The organism is Amycolatopsis orientalis DSM 40040 = KCTC 9412, assembly GCF_000478275.1.
Taxonomy (GTDB): domain Bacteria; phylum Actinomycetota; class Actinomycetes; order Mycobacteriales; family Pseudonocardiaceae; genus Amycolatopsis; species Amycolatopsis orientalis.
On record NZ_ASJB01000043.1, the window covers coordinates 142139 to 160043 of the forward strand.

The 17905-nt window shown below is 68.9% G+C and carries 16 protein-coding genes; 11 read left to right on the forward strand and 5 right to left on the reverse strand.

Annotated features, from left to right (window positions below; all coding sequences use genetic code 11):
• Window positions 1–189: 189 nt before the first annotated feature.
• Window positions 190–975, reverse strand: coding sequence for an IclR family transcriptional regulator (locus tag L324_RS12540; RefSeq protein WP_037306576.1), 786 nt, complete (start codon window positions 973–975; stop codon window positions 190–192).
• 153 nt (window positions 976–1128) lie between these two features.
• On the opposite strand from L324_RS12540, the gene L324_RS12545 reads away from it, so the two are divergent.
• From L324_RS12545 to secA, 8 genes are all read left to right on the forward strand, one after another.
• A complete protein-coding gene (locus tag L324_RS12545) occupies window positions 1129–1446 on the forward strand; it encodes a bifunctional 3-phenylpropionate/cinnamic acid dioxygenase ferredoxin subunit (RefSeq protein ID WP_037306578.1) in 318 nt (105 codons plus the stop codon).
• 173 nt (window positions 1447–1619) lie between these two features.
• Window positions 1620–2756 carry an NAD(P)/FAD-dependent oxidoreductase gene (locus L324_RS12550; RefSeq protein WP_037306836.1) on the forward strand — a complete coding sequence of 379 codons (1137 nt, stop codon included), beginning with the start codon at window positions 1620–1622 and terminating at the stop codon, window positions 2754–2756.
• Window positions 2757–2867: 111 nt separating this feature from the next.
• A complete protein-coding gene (gene mtrA, locus L324_RS12555) occupies window positions 2868–3545 on the forward strand; it encodes an MtrAB system response regulator MtrA (protein ID WP_005150760.1) in 678 nt (225 codons plus the stop codon).
• Between the two features lie 43 nt (window positions 3546–3588).
• Window positions 3589–5268, forward strand: a complete 1680-nt coding sequence (gene mtrB, locus L324_RS12560) for an MtrAB system histidine kinase MtrB (RefSeq protein ID WP_438938450.1) — start codon at window positions 3589–3591, stop codon at window positions 5266–5268.
• The gene (locus L324_RS12565) at window positions 5265–6995 is read left to right on the forward strand and encodes an LpqB family beta-propeller domain-containing protein (protein WP_037306582.1); all 1731 of its coding nucleotides are present in this window, start codon (window positions 5265–5267) and stop codon (window positions 6993–6995) included. Before mtrB ends, L324_RS12565 begins: the two co-directional genes overlap by 4 nt.
• A gap of 459 nt (window positions 6996–7454) precedes the next feature.
• On the forward strand, window positions 7455–8096 hold the full coding sequence (locus tag L324_RS12570) for a ComF family protein (protein ID WP_037306585.1): 642 nt from the start codon (window positions 7455–7457) through the stop codon (window positions 8094–8096).
• A 543-nt stretch (window positions 8097–8639) separates the two neighbouring features.
• On the forward strand, window positions 8640–9332 hold the full coding sequence (hpf, locus tag L324_RS12575; RefSeq protein ID WP_037306587.1) for a ribosome hibernation-promoting factor, HPF/YfiA family: 693 nt from the start codon (window positions 8640–8642) through the stop codon (window positions 9330–9332).
• A gap of 249 nt (window positions 9333–9581) precedes the next feature.
• Entirely contained in the window at window positions 9582–12410 is a 2829-nt protein-coding gene (gene secA / locus L324_RS12580) for a preprotein translocase subunit SecA (RefSeq protein ID WP_037306589.1), read from the forward strand.
• Window positions 12411–12467: 57 nt separating this feature from the next.
• On the opposite strand, the gene L324_RS12585 is transcribed toward secA, so the two are convergent.
• Complete coding sequence (locus L324_RS12585) at window positions 12468–12983, reverse strand: Rv3235 family protein (RefSeq protein WP_037306592.1); 516 nt, start codon at window positions 12981–12983, stop codon at window positions 12468–12470.
• Window positions 12984–13109: 126 nt separating this feature from the next.
• Between L324_RS12585 and L324_RS12590 the strand changes: the two genes are divergently transcribed.
• On the forward strand, window positions 13110–13499 hold the full coding sequence (locus L324_RS12590) for an HAD-IA family hydrolase (RefSeq protein WP_037306594.1): 390 nt from the start codon (window positions 13110–13112) through the stop codon (window positions 13497–13499).
• On the opposite strand, the gene L324_RS12595 is transcribed toward L324_RS12590, so the two are convergent.
• Window positions 13474–14271, reverse strand: coding sequence for a TrmH family RNA methyltransferase (locus tag L324_RS12595; protein WP_037306596.1), 798 nt, complete (start codon window positions 14269–14271; stop codon window positions 13474–13476). The two genes, L324_RS12590 and L324_RS12595, sit on opposite strands and share 26 nt — an antisense overlap.
• A gap of 34 nt (window positions 14272–14305) precedes the next feature.
• On the opposite strand from L324_RS12595, the gene L324_RS12600 reads away from it, so the two are divergent.
• Both L324_RS12600 and L324_RS12605 read left to right on the forward strand, forming a co-directional pair.
• A complete protein-coding gene (locus L324_RS12600; protein WP_037306599.1) occupies window positions 14306–15712 on the forward strand; it encodes a WS/DGAT/MGAT family O-acyltransferase in 1407 nt (468 codons plus the stop codon).
• On the forward strand, window positions 15709–16200 hold the full coding sequence (locus L324_RS12605; protein ID WP_152546811.1) for a DUF6912 family protein: 492 nt from the start codon (window positions 15709–15711) through the stop codon (window positions 16198–16200). Before L324_RS12600 ends, L324_RS12605 begins: the two co-directional genes overlap by 4 nt.
• 108 nt (window positions 16201–16308) lie before the next feature.
• On the opposite strand, the gene L324_RS12610 is transcribed toward L324_RS12605, so the two are convergent.
• On the reverse strand, window positions 16309–17103 hold the full coding sequence (locus L324_RS12610; protein WP_037306602.1) for an SCO4651 family lipoprotein: 795 nt from the start codon (window positions 17101–17103) through the stop codon (window positions 16309–16311).
• Window positions 17104–17175: 72 nt separating this feature from the next.
• Complete coding sequence (locus tag L324_RS12615) at window positions 17176–17859, reverse strand: SCO4651 family lipoprotein (protein WP_037306605.1); 684 nt, start codon at window positions 17857–17859, stop codon at window positions 17176–17178.
• Window positions 17860–17905: the final 46 nt, after the last annotated feature.

Consider the following 17905-nt stretch of genomic DNA (forward strand, 5'->3'; position numbering starts at 1 on the left):
GCGTTGTTGCGGATGAGGCGCGGTGTTCCGTCTTCAGCAACAAAGTGCGGCACGTGCGGGCGCGCTGTCAAGAGCCGAAACGGTCGGCTGCTTCAACCCGCGCGCGCCATGAAAGGTCCTTTCCTTGCAAATTTCGCAAGGAAAGGACCTTTCATGGCGCGCTGGAGGGGTGTGACAGGACCGGTCACCTCACTCGGTGAAGTACCCCAGCTGAGCCGAGAGGTCCGCGGAAGCCTCGGTCAGCGGCCGGACGATCTGCCGCACCCGCTGCTTCGAAAGCCGGTACGACGGACCGGACGCGCTCATCGCCGCGACGACGTCGCCGCCCGGCCCGCGCACCGGCACCGCGACCGCGTGCATCCCCAGCTCCAGCTCCTCGAAACAGGCCGCGTACCCGTCCTCGGCCACGCGCTCCAGTTCGGCGGTCAGCTCATCCGGATCGACCGTGGTCCGCGGGGTGAACTGTTCGAGTTTCCGCCGGAGCAAACGTTTGCGCTCGACGTCTCCCATGTACGCGAGCAGGACCTTCCCGCTGGACGTCGCGTGCAGCGGGGTGCGCTGGCCGGTCCAGTTCTGCGTGGTGATCGCGGCCGAGCCGCGGGCCTGGCTGATGTTGATCGCGACGCCGTCGTCGGCGATCGCGATGTTGACCGTCTCGCCCAGGGTTTCCGCCAGTCCCTGGCAGGTCTGCCTGCCCAGTTTCGCCAGGTCCATCCGGCCGGTGGCGGCGCCGGCGAGCCGGACGACGCCGAAGCCGATCGCGTATTTGCCGCGCTCGCCGAGCTGCTCGACGAGGCCGCGGGATTCCAGGACGCTCAGCAGCCGGGAAGCGGTCGACTTGTGCACGCCGAGTTCGCCCGCGATCTCGGTGATCCCCGTTTCCCCGTTGCGTGCCAGCAGTTCCAGCACACTGATCGCGCGGTCGACGGACTGCACCTGGCTGGGTGTTGCGTTCCCCGCGTCCTGGTTCCGCATGACGCAACAGTAGCCGTTTCGCCCGCATCCGTTCGGCTGAGTGGGCGAATCCCTTGACGCACCGGCCCCTCGGGGGCGATTGTTGCGCAGAGCACGACCCGTCTCGTAATACGCAACATCAACAAACCGTCGGTCCTTTCCCCGGAGGCCCCGATGATCCGTGCCTGCTCCGTCTCCGAACTTCCCGAGGGTGAGGCTCTCCGTGTGGAGGGCCCGGTTCCCGTTTCGGTCTTCCACGCCGAAGGCGGCTATTACGCCCTGGACGACACCTGCACCCACCAGGACGCGTCGCTCGCCGACGGCTGGATCGAGGGCTGCTTCGTCGAATGCCCGCTGCACGCCGCGCGGTTCGACCTGCGGACCGGCGTCCCGGCCTGCCTGCCCGCGAAAGACGCCGTACGCACCTACCCGGTCGTCGTCGCCGACGGCGTGATCTACGTGGACACCGAGGCGCGCCAGGAAGTGGCTTGAGTGTCTGTGGTGAACCCGCGTCCGCGATCGACGTCGGCAGGACGCTGCCTGGTCTTCCGCCTCTCGATGGCAGATCAGGGCGTCCTGCCACCGCGATAGCGGGGCCTTCGGCAGGGGCGGGTTCACGCGTTCGGTCCCTTTCCGAGGTGCGACTTCAGCTCCGCCGACAGGCGCTGAGAACCGTCGCCGTCGTCGGGACGTCGCTGGCGGGACTCCGGTCGGCACAGGAGCTGCGCGCGCGGGGTTTCGGCGGACGGCTGGTGATGATCGGCGCGGAACCGCCGTATGATCGGCCGCCGCTGTCGAAGGATTTCTTGCTGGGCAAGGTTTCCGCCGACGATCTCGCCCTCGCCGGGCAAGCCGGTCTCGACGCGCTCGAGGCCGAATGGCACCTCGGCGTGCGTGCCGAAAAGCTCGGCGGCGACGGCGTGGTGCTCGACGACGGCACCACGATCGCCGCGGACGGCTACGTCATCGCGACCGGTGCGGTCGCCAGAACCCTTGGCGCGGCAAGGAATCTGAAAGGCGTTCACACCTTGCGGACGCTCGCGGACGCCACCTCGCTGAAACGCGACCTCGCGGCCGGTCCTTCTTCGGTGGTCGTCATCGGAGCGGGATTCATCGGCGCGGAGGTCGCGTCCGCGTGCCGCCTGCTCGGCAACGACGTCACCGTGATCGAGGCGACGCCCGTGCCGCTCGCGTCGGTCGTCGGCCCGGAAATGGGCGCGGTGTGCGGTGCGCTGCACGCCGAGAACGATGTCCGGCTGCTCGCCGGCGTTCCCGTCGCCGGTCTCACCGGGACCGATCGCGTGACCGGAGTGCGGCTCGCGGACGGGAGGGAGATCCCGGCGGACCTCGTCGTCGCCGGAGTGGGCGCGCGACCGGTCACTGACTGGCTGACCGGTTCCGGGCTCGCCGTCGACGACGGGGTGCTGGTCGATTCCGGCTGTGTCACAGCGAATCCCCGGGTGATCGCGGTGGGTGACGTCGCGCGGTACCGCTGCCCCCTGCGCGGCAGGCGGATCCGCGCCGAACACTGGACGGCCGCGAACGACCAGGCGGGCGTGGCGGTCGCCAATCTGCTCGCCGGTTCGACCGTCACGCATTTCGCCCGGCACGGTTACTTTTGGTCCGATCAGTACGGACACCGGATCCAGTTCGCCGGAGTGGCCACCGAAGACGTCCGGATCGTCGAGGGCGATGTCACGTCGAAGCGTTTCGTGGCCGCCTTCCACCGCGATGACGTCCTGACCGGCGTGTTCGCGATCGACTCACCGCGCCTCTTCACCAGGCTCCGGCGTTCCCTCTAGGGGCCGAAGACCCTACTCGGATGGAGCAATTTGCCCGATTCGATGATCTTTCTGGTGGTCACATCGCCGGGTCGCGCGCTCGCGCGGGGAAACTAGTGCGAACATAGCTTTATGAAGGCACGTGTTCTGGTCGTCGACGACGACCCTGCTCTCGCGGAGATGCTCACCATCGTGCTGCGTGGGGAGGGGTTCGACACAGCCGTCGTGGCCGACGGCTCACGAGCGCTGCCCGCGCTTCGTGAGCTGAAACCGGACTTGGTCCTCCTCGACCTCATGCTGCCCGGGATGAACGGCATCGACGTCTGCAAGGCGATCCGGGCCGAGTCCGGGGTGCCGATCGTCATGCTCACCGCCAAGAGCGACACCGTGGACATCGTCCTCGGGCTCGAGTCGGGTGCCGACGACTACGTGGTCAAGCCGTTCAAGCCGAAGGAACTCGTGGCCCGCGTCCGTGCCCGGATGCGCCGTACCGAGGCCGAGCCCGCCGAGTCGCTGACGATCGGCGATCTCGCGATCGACGTCCCCGGTCACGAGGTGACCAGGGAGGGCAAGGCCATCCCGCTGACCCCGCTCGAGTTCGACCTCCTGGTCGCGCTCGCCCGCAAGCCGCGTCAGGTGTTCACCCGCGAGGTGCTGCTGGAGCAGGTGTGGGGTTACCGCCACGCCGCCGACACCCGCCTGGTGAATGTGCACGTCCAGCGGCTGCGCTCGAAGGTCGAGAAGGACCCGGAACACCCCGAGGTGGTGTTGACCGTTCGCGGCGTCGGGTACAAGGCCGGCCCGCCGTGATCACCCCATGAGTGGACGTTCGGCCAAGCTCGCCCAAACCACGATGCGCCGTCTCCGGCGCATCGTGGTTTTCGTGCGCGGTAAGGCCGTCGCCTCCAACGAGCTGTGGCGGCATTCGCTGCAGTTCCGGGTCACGGTGTCCACGCTGGCCCTCTCGGCCGCCGTGGTGTTCGTGCTGGGCATGGTGCTGCAGAACCAGATCACCGAACGGCTGCTCGAGACCAAGCAGAACGCGGCGATCGCGCAGACGAGGGCGGTCGTCGAGACCGCGGCCAGCGAACTGGTCGGCGTCGGCGCCGAAACGCCCGAAGCGATGGTCGCGCGGCTGAACAACGCGCTGAAGAAGATCTCCAGCACGACGACGTCGCAGGACGGCGCCGGGGCCGCGGGCACCTTCGAACCGGTGCTGGCCGCCGGTGGCCGCGATCAGTCGATCCGGCCGGTGGCCGCCGGTCCGTATGACCGGGTGCCGGTGCGGCTGCGTCAGTTCGTGGAGACCGAACAGGTCAGCTACCTGATGCACACGGTCACCGAGGCCGACGGCGGCAAGACGACGTATCTGATCGTCGGCGCCCCGGTGACCACGATGATCAACCCGCTCCAGCTCTACCTGCTCTATCCGCTCACCAGCGAGCAGAACACCGTCTCGACCGTGCAGAACACGCTGCTGGTCGGCTGTCTCGTGCTGCTGCTCCTGCTGGCCGGGATCACGAACCTGGTCACCCGGCAGGTGGTCCGGCCGGTCCGGCAGGCCGCCGCGGCGGCCGAGCAGTTCGCGGGCGGCGCGCTGGACCAGCGGCTCGCCGTGCTCGGCGAGGACGATCTGGCCAAACTCGCCGTGTCCTACAACGAGATGGCCGCGAGCATCCAGCGGCAGATCCGGCAGCTGGAGGACTTCGGCGGGCTGCAGCGCCGGTTCACCTCCGACGTCTCGCACGAACTCCGCACCCCGCTGACCACCGTCCGGATGGCCGCCGACGTGCTGCACGCGTCCCGCGAGCAGTTCCCGGCGGGGCTCGCCCGCTCCACCGAGCTGCTGGTCGACGAACTCGACCGGTTCGAAGCCCTCCTCGGCGACCTGCTGGAGATCAGCAGGCTCGACGCGGGTGTCGAAGAGCTGTCGGCCGAGCTGATCGACGTCCGGCCGATCGCGACCAGGGCCGTCGAACAGGTCCGGGTGATCGCGGGCAACGCCGGCAGCGCGGTCGAGCTGGTGCTGCCGGAGGAAGAGGCGCCCGCCGAGGTCGACGCGCGCCGCGTCGAGCGGATCCTGCGCAACCTGCTGGCCAACGCGGTGGACCACAGCGAAGGAAACCCGGTGGTGCTGACACTGGCGGTCAACGAGACCGCGGTCGCCATCACCGTGCGCGACCACGGCGTCGGTCTCCGCCCCGGCGAGGCGGAACTGGTGTTCAACCGGTTCTGGCGCGCCGACCCGTCCCGCAACCGCCGGACCGGCGGCACCGGACTCGGCCTCGCGATCAGCCAGGAGGACGCGCGCCTGCACGGCGGCGTGCTCGACGCGTGGGGCGAGACCGGCCACGGCGCCTGTTTCCGGCTCGTGCTGCCGAGGCGGCAGGACACCCCGATGGGGGAGAGCCCGCTGATCCTGCCGCCGCCCGATCACAAGGCGAGCGACCCGCACGGTTCGTCGTCCGGACTGCTCGAAGTCCGTCCGGCGCCCGACGCGATCCTCGCCGAGCCCGAGGAGGTCGGCCGGTGAAGCGGCTGCTGACCCTGCTGGCGGTGTTCCTGCTGGTCGCAGGCTGCGCGAACATCCCGCTCGAATCCCAGCCCGTCGTCGTCTCCGGGGACAAACCCCCGCAGGCACCGGTGGACGTCCCCGAACCGCAGGCCGGGATCGACTCGCTGACCGTCACCCGCCAGTTCATCCGCAGCTCCGCGACCCCGGGGACGGGGAACGACAACGCGCGGGTCTACCTCGACGACGAAGCCCGGCGCAACTGGAAGCCGTCGCCCGGACTGACGATCATCGACGACACCTTCGGCACGGTCTACGACACGTCGTCGCCGCAGGGCAACCCGGACGAGCAGCTGGTGAACGTCCGCGGGTTCAAACTCGGCAACCTGAGCCCCGACAGCGCGTTCATCCCGCTGAAGGCCGAGTACTCGCAGCAGTTCAAGGTCCGGAAGCAGCAGAACGGCCAATGGCGGATCGTGGATCCGCCGCAGGAACTCGTCATCACCGACGAGGATTTCTCGGTCAACTACTTCCGGGTGCCGATCAGCTTCTACTCGCCCGATTCGGGCACCTTCGTCCCCGACCTCCGGTACGTCGCGGCGAAACCGCAGTCCGGATTGCCGGGCCGGGTGATGGACCTGGTGCTGCAGGGGCCGTCGGAAGGGCTGAAGGGCGCGGTCAAGGACCTGCTCGGGGACCAGGTCACCACCGAGACCAACGTGCGCAGCACGGACGACGGGACCCTGGACGTCGCGTTGACCGGCGTCGGCGGGGCCAGTAACGCGGACCGGAGCCTGATCGCCGCGCAGATCGTCCTCTCGCTGCAGACGGTGACGCTGAGCCGGATCCGGCTGCTGGCCGACGGCACCGCGCTGGTGCCGGACCACGAATACTGGCGTGCCAGCGAACTTCCCGAGTACAACGCGGACATCGCGCCCAATTCGGGCCTGCGCGGGCTGATGACCGTGAACGGCCGGGTCCGGTCGCTCGGCGACGGCGCCCCGGTCGGCGGACCGGCGGGCAACGGCGGCTACAAGGTCGTCAGCGCCGCGCAGTCCGTCGACGGGAACCGGCTCGCGGTCGTCGAAGAGCGCGACGGCAGGCAATGGCTCCGGGTCGGTGACCTCAACCGCGACCTCGACTCGGTGGACCTGTTCGGCGGCAGCCTGAGCCGTCCGACCTGGCGGCCGATCGCACGCGGCAGCGGCGGGGTTTCGGGCGAGGTCTGGACGGTCGTCGACCACAACACCGTCGCCAGGGTCACGCTGGCCGCGGACGGGCGCTGGGTGAAGGCGGGCGTCGACGCGACCATGCTCACCGGCCTCGGTCAGATCACCGAACTCCGGCTTTCGCGCGACGGATCGCGGCTGGCCGCGGTGGTCAACGGGCAGCTGGTGATCGCCTCGATCGTGCGGACGGCGGACTCGGTGGCGCTGCGGGCGCCGCGCTCGCTTCAGGAGCGTCAGCTCAAGGACGTCGTCGACGTCGACTGGGCGACGCAGGACCACCTGATCGTCGCGACGTCGTCCAGCTCCCTGCCGGTGGTCAAGGTGCCGCTGGACGGGCAGCGGATGGACACCTTCAACAGCTCGAACCTGACCCCGCCGGTCCACGGCGTCACCGCGGCGCCGAGCAGGCCGAACCTGGTCGCGGACGCGGGTGGGCTGTGGGTCGCCTCGGAACTGGGTGAGGTCTGGCGGCCGCAGGCGCATACGGTGACCGACGCGGACCCGTTCTACCCGGGCTGAGCGCACGTCCGGCGGAGCCGCCGGTGACGCTGGGAAGTCCGGGAAGGACTCCTTCCCTGGCGTGGAGGATTTGGGACGTTCAACGTCCCAAATCCTCCACACTCGAACCTCACGACCGGTGACCTGCGCGAAGGTGACTGTCTTGCGGGCATCGGGGTCGTCGGTGAAGGAATTGGGGGCACTCAACGTCCCAATTCCCTCATTGACGCGCGGTGTTCCGTCCACGACCCCGGCTGCTCCCGACCGAAAAGGGAGCAAGGGACCTTTAGTATCGCCAGCTTTCCTGGCGCCACTAGAGACACTAGCGGCAACAGTGCCTTCTCCTCGACTGCGGTCTCCCACCCCAACGGCACCCCGAGCGTGCATCACTGGCCCCTTGACGACCAAAAGTGTCCAAAGGGGACCCCTCATGACACACCGGACCCCAGAACTGTCGGAGCCCAGCACGACACTCGCCCCGTGTCCGCACTCCTGGATCTCCTCATCCCCGCCCGCTGCGCCGCCTGCGGCGCTCCCGGCGCCCCGTGCTGCCCCACCTGTCAGACCGCTTGGGGTTCGCTCAGTGAGATCACCCGCGCCCCGACGATCGGCCTCGTCCCCGTCTACGCCCTGGCCCGCTACGCCGACGAAGCCCGCCGCCTGATCCTCGCCTACAAGGAGCGCGGGCGGCGCGACCTGGCGCCGTCCCTCGGCATGGCCATCGGTGAGGCCCTGCTCCAGCTCCCTGAGCCGGATTGCTGTCTCGTCCCGGTCCCGTCGAGACGTCACGCCTCGCGCGTCCGAGGCGGTCCGCATGTCCAGCGCATGGCCGAAGAATGCGCGAAATACCTGGCATGGCACGGAAAACACGCGACGGTGGCGCCCGTACTCAGGCTCAAGGCGGGTGTCCGTGACGCCGCGGGACTGTCCAAAACCGAGCGGGTGGCGAATCTCGACGGACGTATCCGCATCGCAGTCGGAGCCGCCCCGCCGAGGGGGACGCCGGTCATTCTTCTTGACGACGTGATCACAACCGGAGCGACGGCTGCCGCTTGTGCACGCCTTTTGGACGCAAGCGGAATTCACGTTTCCGCGGTGATCGCACTGGCCGCCGCCGGGTGATCGGAAGGTCACCTACAAGAGTGATGAATGATCGGGAACGAGAATGGGTACAAGGGCGTTGACGGGATATGAGGCAGCTACCGGGGAGCACTCCAACTGCCCGCCACTCCACCGGGGTGGCGGCGGATTCCCCGGGCAGCGTCACCCTCGGCTTTTTCCTGTCCGAAGGCTTGCGCCGTCCGCGTGAAAACAAATCACGGGGACGACGCCCGACAGGCCGGATTGTCCCGCTGTCCCCACGATCGTCGTCGCGTGCGGTGACGAGGTCTCACGTCCTGATATCCCCCGGCTCGGGGGCTGTTGCTCGCGGCGTGATGCAGCTAACGTGCAGCGCTATCAGCAATCCCGGCAGGCAGGGAGGTGACCAGCCCATGTCCCTGGCGCCGGAGCCGCGCTGAGTCCGCGCTCGGACATCCGACACGAGACGTCGTTGCCGCATGCCGAGTTCCCTCATCGCCCGCGATCCGGGCTTCGTCCCCGCTTTACCGGCGCCCTAGTGAACACATCTACAGCTCGCAGTCATTTCAGCGAGGGAGGTCGTGTATGGACATCGTCGTTAAGGGCCGCAACGTGGAGGTGCCCGACCACTATCGGGCACTCGTCAGCGAAAAGCTGGCCCGGCTAGAGCGCTACGACAAGAAGGTCATCCGTTACGACGTGGAGCTCTTCCACGAGCCCAATCGCCGACAGTCGAAGAACTGTCAGCGCGTCGAAATCACCGGGAAGGGCCGAGGCCCCGCCGTACGCGCCGAAGCGTGTGCCGGCGACTTCTACGCAGCGCTGGATTCCGCACTGAACAAGCTCGAGAACAGGTTGCGGAAGACACACGACCGACGGCGCGTGCACTATGGCCGCAGCCGCCCGGAATCCGTCGCCGAGGCGACTTCGATCGCGGTCGCCGGTGGGATGACCACCGACACCCGACATCTGGCAGGCACCGCTGTGCTCGAAGCGCCAGAGGCCGAACCCATGGCCAACGGTTTCGCTGTCGAGAGCGGTGACGACTTCGAGATGCCCCAGCAGCAGCGCTGGGATGACGGGGTGACCGAACATCAGCCCGGTCGCGTCGTCCGCGAGAAGAAACACGACGCGGTACCGATGACGGTGGACCAGGCCCTCTACGAGATGGAACTGGTCGGCCACGACTTCTACCTCTTCAACGACTCCGACGCCGGATGCCCGAGCGTCGTCTACCGGAGGCGAGGCTTCGACTACGGCGTCATCCGGCTGAGTTAGCCGGCCTCCCACGTCCGCAACGTCCACGAACGGCGGCCCGCACGTGCTCGCGTGTGGGCCGCCGTCATGTCCGGATCAGGCGGGATATGTCCCGCTCCGGTCAGGTACCGACCGACGGTGCGTGCGCGAACACCGAGGTGTTCCCTACGATGGGGGTCGGATGGCGGTGCGTAACCCGGCGCCGCCGCATACGAGACTGCCCGGGATCGGCTCGGGTGCGATCACAATTCAGCTAGTGAGGTCGACCGGATGGTGCTGAACCGCCTGCTCCGCGCGGGCGAGGGCAAGATGGTGAAGCGGCTGCGCAACATCGCCGATCACATCAACACCCTCGAAGACGACGTCAAGGAACTTTCGGACACGGCGCTGAGGGCGAAGACCGACGAGTTCCGTAAGCGGCACGCGGACGGCGAGTCACTCGACGACCTCCTGCCGGAGGCGTTCGCGGTGGCGAGGGAGGCGGCCTGGCGCGTGCTCGGCCAGCGGCCCTACGACGTCCAGCTGATGGGCGGCGCCGCGCTGCACCTCGGCCAGGTCTCGGAGATGAAGACCGGTGAGGGCAAGACCCTGACCCAGGTCCTCCCCGCGTACCTGAACGCCATCTCCGGCAAGGGCGTGCACGTCATCACGGTGAACGACTACCTCGCCAAACGTGACGCCGAATGGATGGGCCGGATCCACCGTTTCCTCGGTCTCGAGGTCGGGGTCATCCTGGCCGACCAGACGCCGGAGGTCCGCCGCCAGCAGTACGCCGCCGACATCACGCACGGCACGAACAACGAGTTCGGCTTCGACTACCTCCGCGACAACATGGCGTGGAGCCTCGAGGACTGCGTCCAGCGCGGCCACAACTTCGCGATCGTCGACGAGGTGGACTCCATCCTCATCGACGAGGCCAGGACGCCGCTGATCATCTCCGGCCCGGCCGACCAGTCCTCGCGCTGGTACATCGAGTTCGCGCGGATGACCCCGCTGATGAAGCCGGACGTCCACTACGAGGTGGACATCCGCAAGCGCACCGTCGGTGTCACCGAGAAGGGTGTCGCCTTCGTCGAGGACCAGCTCGGTATCGAGAACCTCTACGAGGCCGCGAACACGCCGCTGGTCGGCTACCTGAACAACGCGCTGAAGGTCAAGGAGCTCTACAAGCGCGACAAGGACTACATCGTCCGCGACGGCGAGGTCCTGATCGTCGACGAGTTCACCGGCCGCATCCTGCACGGCCGCCGCTACAACGAGGGCATGCACCAGGCGATCGAGGCCAAGGAAGGCGTCGAGATCAAGGCCGAGAACCAGACGCTCGCCACGATCACGCTGCAGAACTACTTCCGGCTCTACGACAAGCTGTCGGGGATGACCGGTACCGCCGAGACCGAGGCGGCCGAGTTCCACCAGACCTACAAGCTGGGTGTGGTGCCGATCCCGACCAACAAGCCGATGGTCCGCGCCGACCAGGCCGACCTGATCTACAAGACCGAGCAGGCCAAGTTCGAGGCCGTCGCCGAGGACATCGCCGAGCGGCACGAGAAGGGCCAGCCGGTCCTGGTCGGCACCACGAGTGTCGAGAAGTCCGAGCACCTGTCGAAGCTGCTGCTCAAGCTGGGTGTCCCGCACGAGGTCCTCAACGCCAAGCACCACGACCGGGAGGCGCTGATCGTCGCCAGGGCGGGGCGCAAGGGCGCGGTCACGGTCGCCACCAACATGGCGGGCCGCGGTACCGACATCGTGCTCGGCGGCAACCCGGACCTCATCGCCGACGAGGTACTGCGTGAGCGCGGCCTCGACCCGGTCGAGCACTCCGAGGAGTACGAGGCCGCCTGGCCGAAGGTGCTCGAAGAGATCCAGGCGGAGACCAAGGCCGAGGCCGAGGAGGTCCGCGCGGCGGGCGGGCTCTACGTGCTCGGCACCGAGCGGCACGAGTCCCGCCGGATCGACAACCAGCTCCGCGGTCGTTCCGGCCGTCAGGGCGACCCGGGCGAGTCCCGGTTCTACCTGTCGCTCGGTGACGAGCTCATGCGCCGGTTCAACGCGACGATGGTCGAGCGGGTCATGACCACCATGCGGCTGCCGGACGACGTGCCGATCGAGCACAAGATGGTCTCCAAGGCGATCAAGAGCGCGCAGACGCAGGTCGAGCAGCAGAACATGGAGATCCGCAAGAACGTCCTCAAGTACGACGAGGTGATGAACGAGCAGCGCAAGGTGATCTACGCCGAGCGCCTGCGCGTCCTCGAGGGCGAGGATCTGCGCGAGCAGATCGAGCACATGCTGGTCGACGTCATCAACGCGTACGTCACCGAAGAGACCTCCTCGGGCTACGCCGAGGACTGGGACCACGAGAAGCTGTGGACGGCGCTCAAGACGCTGTACCCGGTCAAGGTCACCTGGGAAGAGCTCACCGCGGACGACGACCTGGACGCCGACGGGCTGCGCGAGGCGCTGCTCGAAGACGCCCACCGCGCGTACGACGAGCGTGAGGCCGAGATCGACGCCAAGGTCGGCGAAGGCGCGATGCGCAGCCTGGAGCGCCAGGTCATGCTCACCGTGCTCGACCGCAAGTGGCGTGAGCACCTCTACGAGATGGACTATCTCAAGGAGGGCATCGGCATGCGGGCCCTGGCGCAGCGCGACCCGGTCATCGAGTACCAGCGCGAGGGCTACGACATGTTCCGCGCGATGCTGGAGTCGCTGAAGGAGGAGGCCGTCGGCTTCCTGTTCAACCTCCAGGTCGAGCAGGCCGAGCCCGCCGCCCCGGCGCCGGAGTCCGCGGCGGCGCTGCCCGCCGGGGTCGCGTCCGGGAACGGCCAGGCCAACGGCGACGGCCGCCACGCCCGTCCGACGCCTCCGCAGGGTCCGGCGACAGACACCGAATCCGTGCCGTCCGCCTTGCGCGGCAAGGGACTCGGCGGCGGTGCGCGATCCGGGCTGACCATGTCGGGCCCGTCCGAGGACGGCGGCGTCGAGTCGCATTCGGACAGTGCCGGCAGCGACGGCGGAGACCAGAGCGGGACCCGCCGGGAGCGTCGCGCCGCGCAGCGCGCCTCCCAGAAGAAGGGCAAGAAGGGCCCGCGCCGCTAAGACAGACAGGGAAAGGGGCCTTCACCGCACGCGACCGGCGCGGTGAAGGCCCCTTTCTCATGCCGCCAGCCGGAGCGCGGAGACCCGGCGCGGAGGCTTCAGCAGGTGGAAGCGGGTGCACACCCAGCCCGCCGGGGTCCGCTCGAACCGCGCGGCCAGCGCGAGGCAGCGCCCGTTCTGCTCGACGGTCGCGCAGGCCTCGACGACGCCGTCCGCCGGATGGCACAGGTGGATCGACTTCGGCCGGTAGCCGCCCGGCGGCCGCTGACGGCTGCGGGCGAGCAGCGCATTGTGGAGGGCGGGATCGAGGATCGGCTCGATCTGGGCGGCCGGACGGCGCCCGTCGCAGGCTTCGAGGATGGTGGTCAGCAGCCTGCCCACCTGCCGTCTGTCCGGCGTGTCCGGCCCGGGTTCGGTACGGGGTACCTCGGTGAACTCCTTGCCGGGGAGTCGCAGGTCCAGTACGAGCTGGTTGTCCGGCGTCGGAGCCCGGTGTGTCGGCCCGTCGGGGCGGTTCGTGGTCCGGTAGGCCGGTTCACACGGTTTCAGCCGTCTCAGTGTGTACGAAGTCATCGGTCGTCCCCCTCCGCGGCCCCCTCGGCCACGCCCAGCAACTCAGGGCCCGGCGGCGGGCGAGGCGGCGACAGGAACCGCCCGAGAGGATGAACCGGGTGGTGATCGCTTGTGTACCGTGGGCCGATGCTGAAAGGGCTGGTCATCGACTACGTCGGGGTGCTGACGGACGCCGGCGCGGACGAGCCGTACGCCTTCCTGCTGGCGGCCAGGGAACGCGGCATCAAAACGGCCTTGCTCTCCAACGCACCCGGGGCGTCGGACGAGGCCAAGCGCACGCTGGACCCGTTCTTCGACGCGCTCGTCTTCTCCGGTGAGGTCGGCGTCGCGAAACCCGAGCGTGAGGTCTACCTGCTCACCGCGGGGCTGCTCGAACTGCCCGCCGAAAGGTGCGTGTTCGTCGACGACGCTTCGCACAATGTCCGCGCGGCGGTGGCCGCCGGGATGGCTGGGGTGCACCACACGTCGGTCGAGGAGACCTTGACCGAGCTCAGCGCCCTGTTCCCGAAGCCCTAGCGGTTCCTGAAGCCCTAGCGCGGCGCACCAGCTCGAAGGACAGCACCGCGGCGGCGGCCGAGACGTTCAGCGACTCGACCTCGCCCGGCATCGGGATCGACACCCATTCCGTCACGAGTTCGCCGACCTCGGCGCCGACGCCGTTCGTCTCCCCGCCCAGTACGAACGCCGCGCGCTGCGGCAGTTCGACGTCGAACACCGAATCGCGGGCCGAAGCGCCCAGCGCGTAGATCCCGTACCCGGCCTCGGTGAGCATTTCGGCGGCCTCGCGCGCGCTGCCGCACCGCAGCACCGGCGCGCGGAACGCGACCCCGGCCGAGGCCTTGACCACCATCGGGTCGAGGGCGGCGACCCCGCGCCGCGGCACGATGACACCCTCCAGCCCGGCGGCGGTCGCCGTGCGCAGGATCATCCCGACGTTCGCCGGGGTGGTGATCCCGTCGAGCAGCAGCACCCGGGACGGCGGCCTGCCCTCGGACAGGGCCGCGTGCAGCGACCGCATCCGCGGCGCGACGACGTCGGCGAGCACGCCCTGGTCCTGTTTGCCGTTGCCGGCCAGCACCTTGACGCGGTGCGCGCTCGCCCGCTGCACCGGCACCCCGGCGGCCTTGGCGGCACGCTGGATCTCGGCGGCGTTCGGCCCGCGCACGGTGTCGGCGAGAATCACCTTGTCCACCTCGAGAGCCGCGTCGTCCAATGCCTCGAGCACCGGTTTCCGGCCGTACACCGTCAGGAACCGGTCCTTCGGCGAGATCACCGAGTCATCACCCACACCGGCGAGTGTCCCACTATGTAAGGATCGGCTCATGCCCGACCGCCTCTCCGCGCTGGACGCCTCGTTCCTGTACGTGGAAGACCACTCGACCCCGATGCACGTCGGTGGCGTGGCGACCTTCGAACGGCCGCGCGACGGCTTCACCTACGAGCAGCTGCTGGACCTCATCGGGCAGCGCCTGGCGTTCCTGCCGCGCTATCGCCAGCGGGTGCTGGAGGTGCCGGGCCACCTCGCCCGGCCGGTGTGGGTCGACGACGTCGACTTCGACCTCAACTACCACGTCCGCCGGTCCGCGCTGCCGCAACCGGGCTCCGACGGCCAGCTGTTCGATCTCGTGGCGCGGCTGATGTCGAGGCGGCTCGACCCCGGAAGGCCGCTGTGGGAGGCGTACTTCGTCGAGGGCCTCGCGGGGGACCGCATCGCGCTGGTGACCAAGACGCATCAGTCCGTTGTGGACGGGCTGGGCACGATCGAGATCGGGCAGTTGATCCTCGACGCCACCCCGCAGGAGCCGGAACCGTTCGACGACACCTGGCATCCGCGCCGCGAACCGAGCCGGACACAGCTGATCCTCGACGCGGTCGCCGAGACGGTGCAGCGGCCGACGGAACTGGTCGAGAACGTCCGGTCCATCACCCACGACGCCGCCGCGATGGCGGGCAAGGTGTCCGAGACGGTCGGCGATGTCGCGTCGGCGCTGAAGACCATGGTGTATCCGGCGCCGTCCGGGCCGCTCAACGTCCGTACCTCCGGCGGCCGGATGTTCGCCGTGGTCCGCACGCGGCTGGAGGACTACCGCAAGGTCCGCGCCGCGCACGGCGGCACGGTCAACGACGTCGTGCTGGCCGCCATCACCGGCGCGCTGCGGGAATGGCTGCTCTCCCGCGGGTCGAGCCTCACCGCGGCGACCACGGTCCGCGCGCTGGTACCGATGGCCGTCCGCGACGCCGAGACGGCCGAGTACTCGACGCCCGCGCTGGTGGGGAACCAGGTCGACGCCTATCTGGTCGATCTGCCGGTGGGTGAGCCGAACGCGGTGCTGCGGCTGCAGCACATCGGTCATGCGATGGCGGATCACCTCGACTCGGGCCGCTCGGTCGCCGCGCGCGGCCTGCTGACGGTCGGCGGTTTCGCGCCCGCGACGCTGCATTCGCTGGGCGCGCGGGCCGCCGGGTCGATGTCGGGCCGCATCTTCAACGTGCTGATCACGAATTCGCCGGGCCCGCAGGTGCCGCTCTACGCGGGACAGGCGAAGATGGTGGAGATGTACCCGGTCATGCCGCTGGTGCGCAATCAGGCGCTGGCGATCGGGGTCACCTCGTATCACGGGGGTGTCTACTTCGGACTGAACGGTGATCGCAAGGCCGTGTCCGATGTGGACCTGCTCGCCGGGATGATCGAGGAATCGTTGGAAGAACTGAAGGGTGCGCACTGGTGAGGGTCTATCTTCCCGGGACGATCGCGATGCTCCGTGATCTCGAGACCGCCGGTGAGTTCCGGGCGCGCAGTGGCACCGGGTTCGCGCTGACGCCGGCGCTGCGGGAGTCCTACGCGAGCGGATCCGACGAAGAACTCGAGTACGCCGCGCTGCTCGACGCGGCGAGGGCGTCGCTCCGGCTGATCGCGGCCGAGGAGAAGCCGGAGCCGCGGCGGGTGGTGATCTCGGCCGACATCGACGAGGTCACGCTGCGCCCGGATCTCGACGCCGCCGTCGTCCGGCTGTCCGGACCGGTGAAGATCTCCGACGTCGCCGCGATCCACGTCGACGCGGCCGAGGCCGCGGAGTCCGTGCGGGCCGCCGCCGCGGTGATCGACCAGGCCGACCTCGGCGACCCGGACGCGGAGTTCACCCTCGGCGACGCCGAAGACCACGAACTCGCCTGGTACGCCCCCCAAGAACTCCCTTTCCTCCTGGAACTCCTGTAACCCACGCCCGCGTTTCGTCCTCTGGATGCGGTAATTGCGCGCGCAAGTACCGCATCCAGAGGACGAAACGCGAGTGGGGCGGGACGCCACGCGACGGGGGTGACGGGGTCAGCCCGCCGGGATCTCCCCGATCTGGTCCGGCGGCGGCGCCTGGATTTCGGCCCGCGTCCCCCAGTCGGTGTAGCGCGTGGTGATCCTGGCCTGCGCGCTGTCCGGTACGCCCGACGCGGCGAGGACCGGCGCCAGATCGAGCACCACCCGCAGCGGCTGATGCGCGTCGTCGAGCCAGAGTTCCATGGGGAGCTTCCCGAGCTTGCCGCCCAGCTCCCCGACGGCCTCCGCCGACAGCCCGGCAGGCAGGTCGCCGCCCAGCGCGGCCACGTCGAGATCCAGCCGGTAACGCTCGGCCGACACGCCGTCGAGTTCGGTATGCCCGGACTCGACGAGCGTGCCCGCCCGCCGGATCTGGTCCAGGGCACGGCCGGGGTCGTTCTGCTTCGCCAGCTGGTCGATGCTGCCGCCGGCGACCTGGGAGAACGGATCCGCGCCGTCGGCGGACACCTTGACCCACGGCTTGCCGCCGGGAACGTCCTCGCGGGCACTCTCGGGGACCTTCACGAAGACGACCTTGTCGATCAGCCTCAGTTCGAGCGGTTCGCCGAGGAAGTCCGTGGTCATGGTCAGCGCGGTACCCGCTCGCGCGACCCGGGCCTGCCCTTGGCTCTTCGAGCGCATCGCGCCCGCCGTGACGTCGGTGGCGAACTTCGCGGCCTTGCCGTCGATGGCGGACGTGGTCCCGTCGGCTAGCGCGCGGGCGTCGGCGAACGAGACGGTTTCGCCGTCGCACGCACCGAGCAGCGCTCCGAGGACGAGCACGACGGCGGGTAGTGCCGTTCTCCGCATGAGGACCTGCTTTCGAGAGCGGGTACCCAAGCGAAACACAGCGGTGGGTCACACCCCGATCGGGGGAACGGCTCAGCGGCTGTCGGCGATCGCCTCGGGCGGCGGCGCGATGATCACCACGTCCGAGGCCCAGCTGTCGTACTTGACCGTGGCCTTGCCGAGCTTGACCTGTACCGGGCGTTGGTCACCGTCGAGCCACATCTCGGCGGGCGCACCGCCGAGGTCGAGGGCGTAATGCGTGGTGGCCGTGCCGTTCACGTCGGCCTGCTCGGTTTTGACGACCTTGCCGGACTTCGAGATCCGGTCGATCGTGCGCGTCGGATCCATCGTCTCGACGACCTGCGTCATCAGCTCGCCGTTCGCCGCGGAGATCGCGTCCTTGCCACCGGCGGTGATCTTGACCCATTCCTTGCCGGTCTTCAGTTCCTGGACCTGTGCGTCGGACAGGTGGTAGTAGAGGACGCCGTCGGCGAAGATCAGGTCCCGTTTCTCGCCCGCGACCTCGGCGACCATGGAGAACTTGCTGTTCGGTCCTTCGTAGAGCCCGGAGCTGGTCACCACGACCTTGCGGCCGTCGTCGGCGGTGGTCTCCAGCGCGATCTTGGACGACCGGGCCTTCTGCGTGCCCGCACCTGCCGCCGAGGCCAGCTGCGCCGCGTCGGCGGCCACCGGTGGCGCCGCCGGTTCCTGGCCGGCGGAACAGCCGCCCAGCAACAGGAGAGCGGTACAGACGGCGGCGAATCCGGTGGCACGCATAGGACTCCCTCGGGTGAATGGTCTGTACCACTACCGTAGCCAGTGA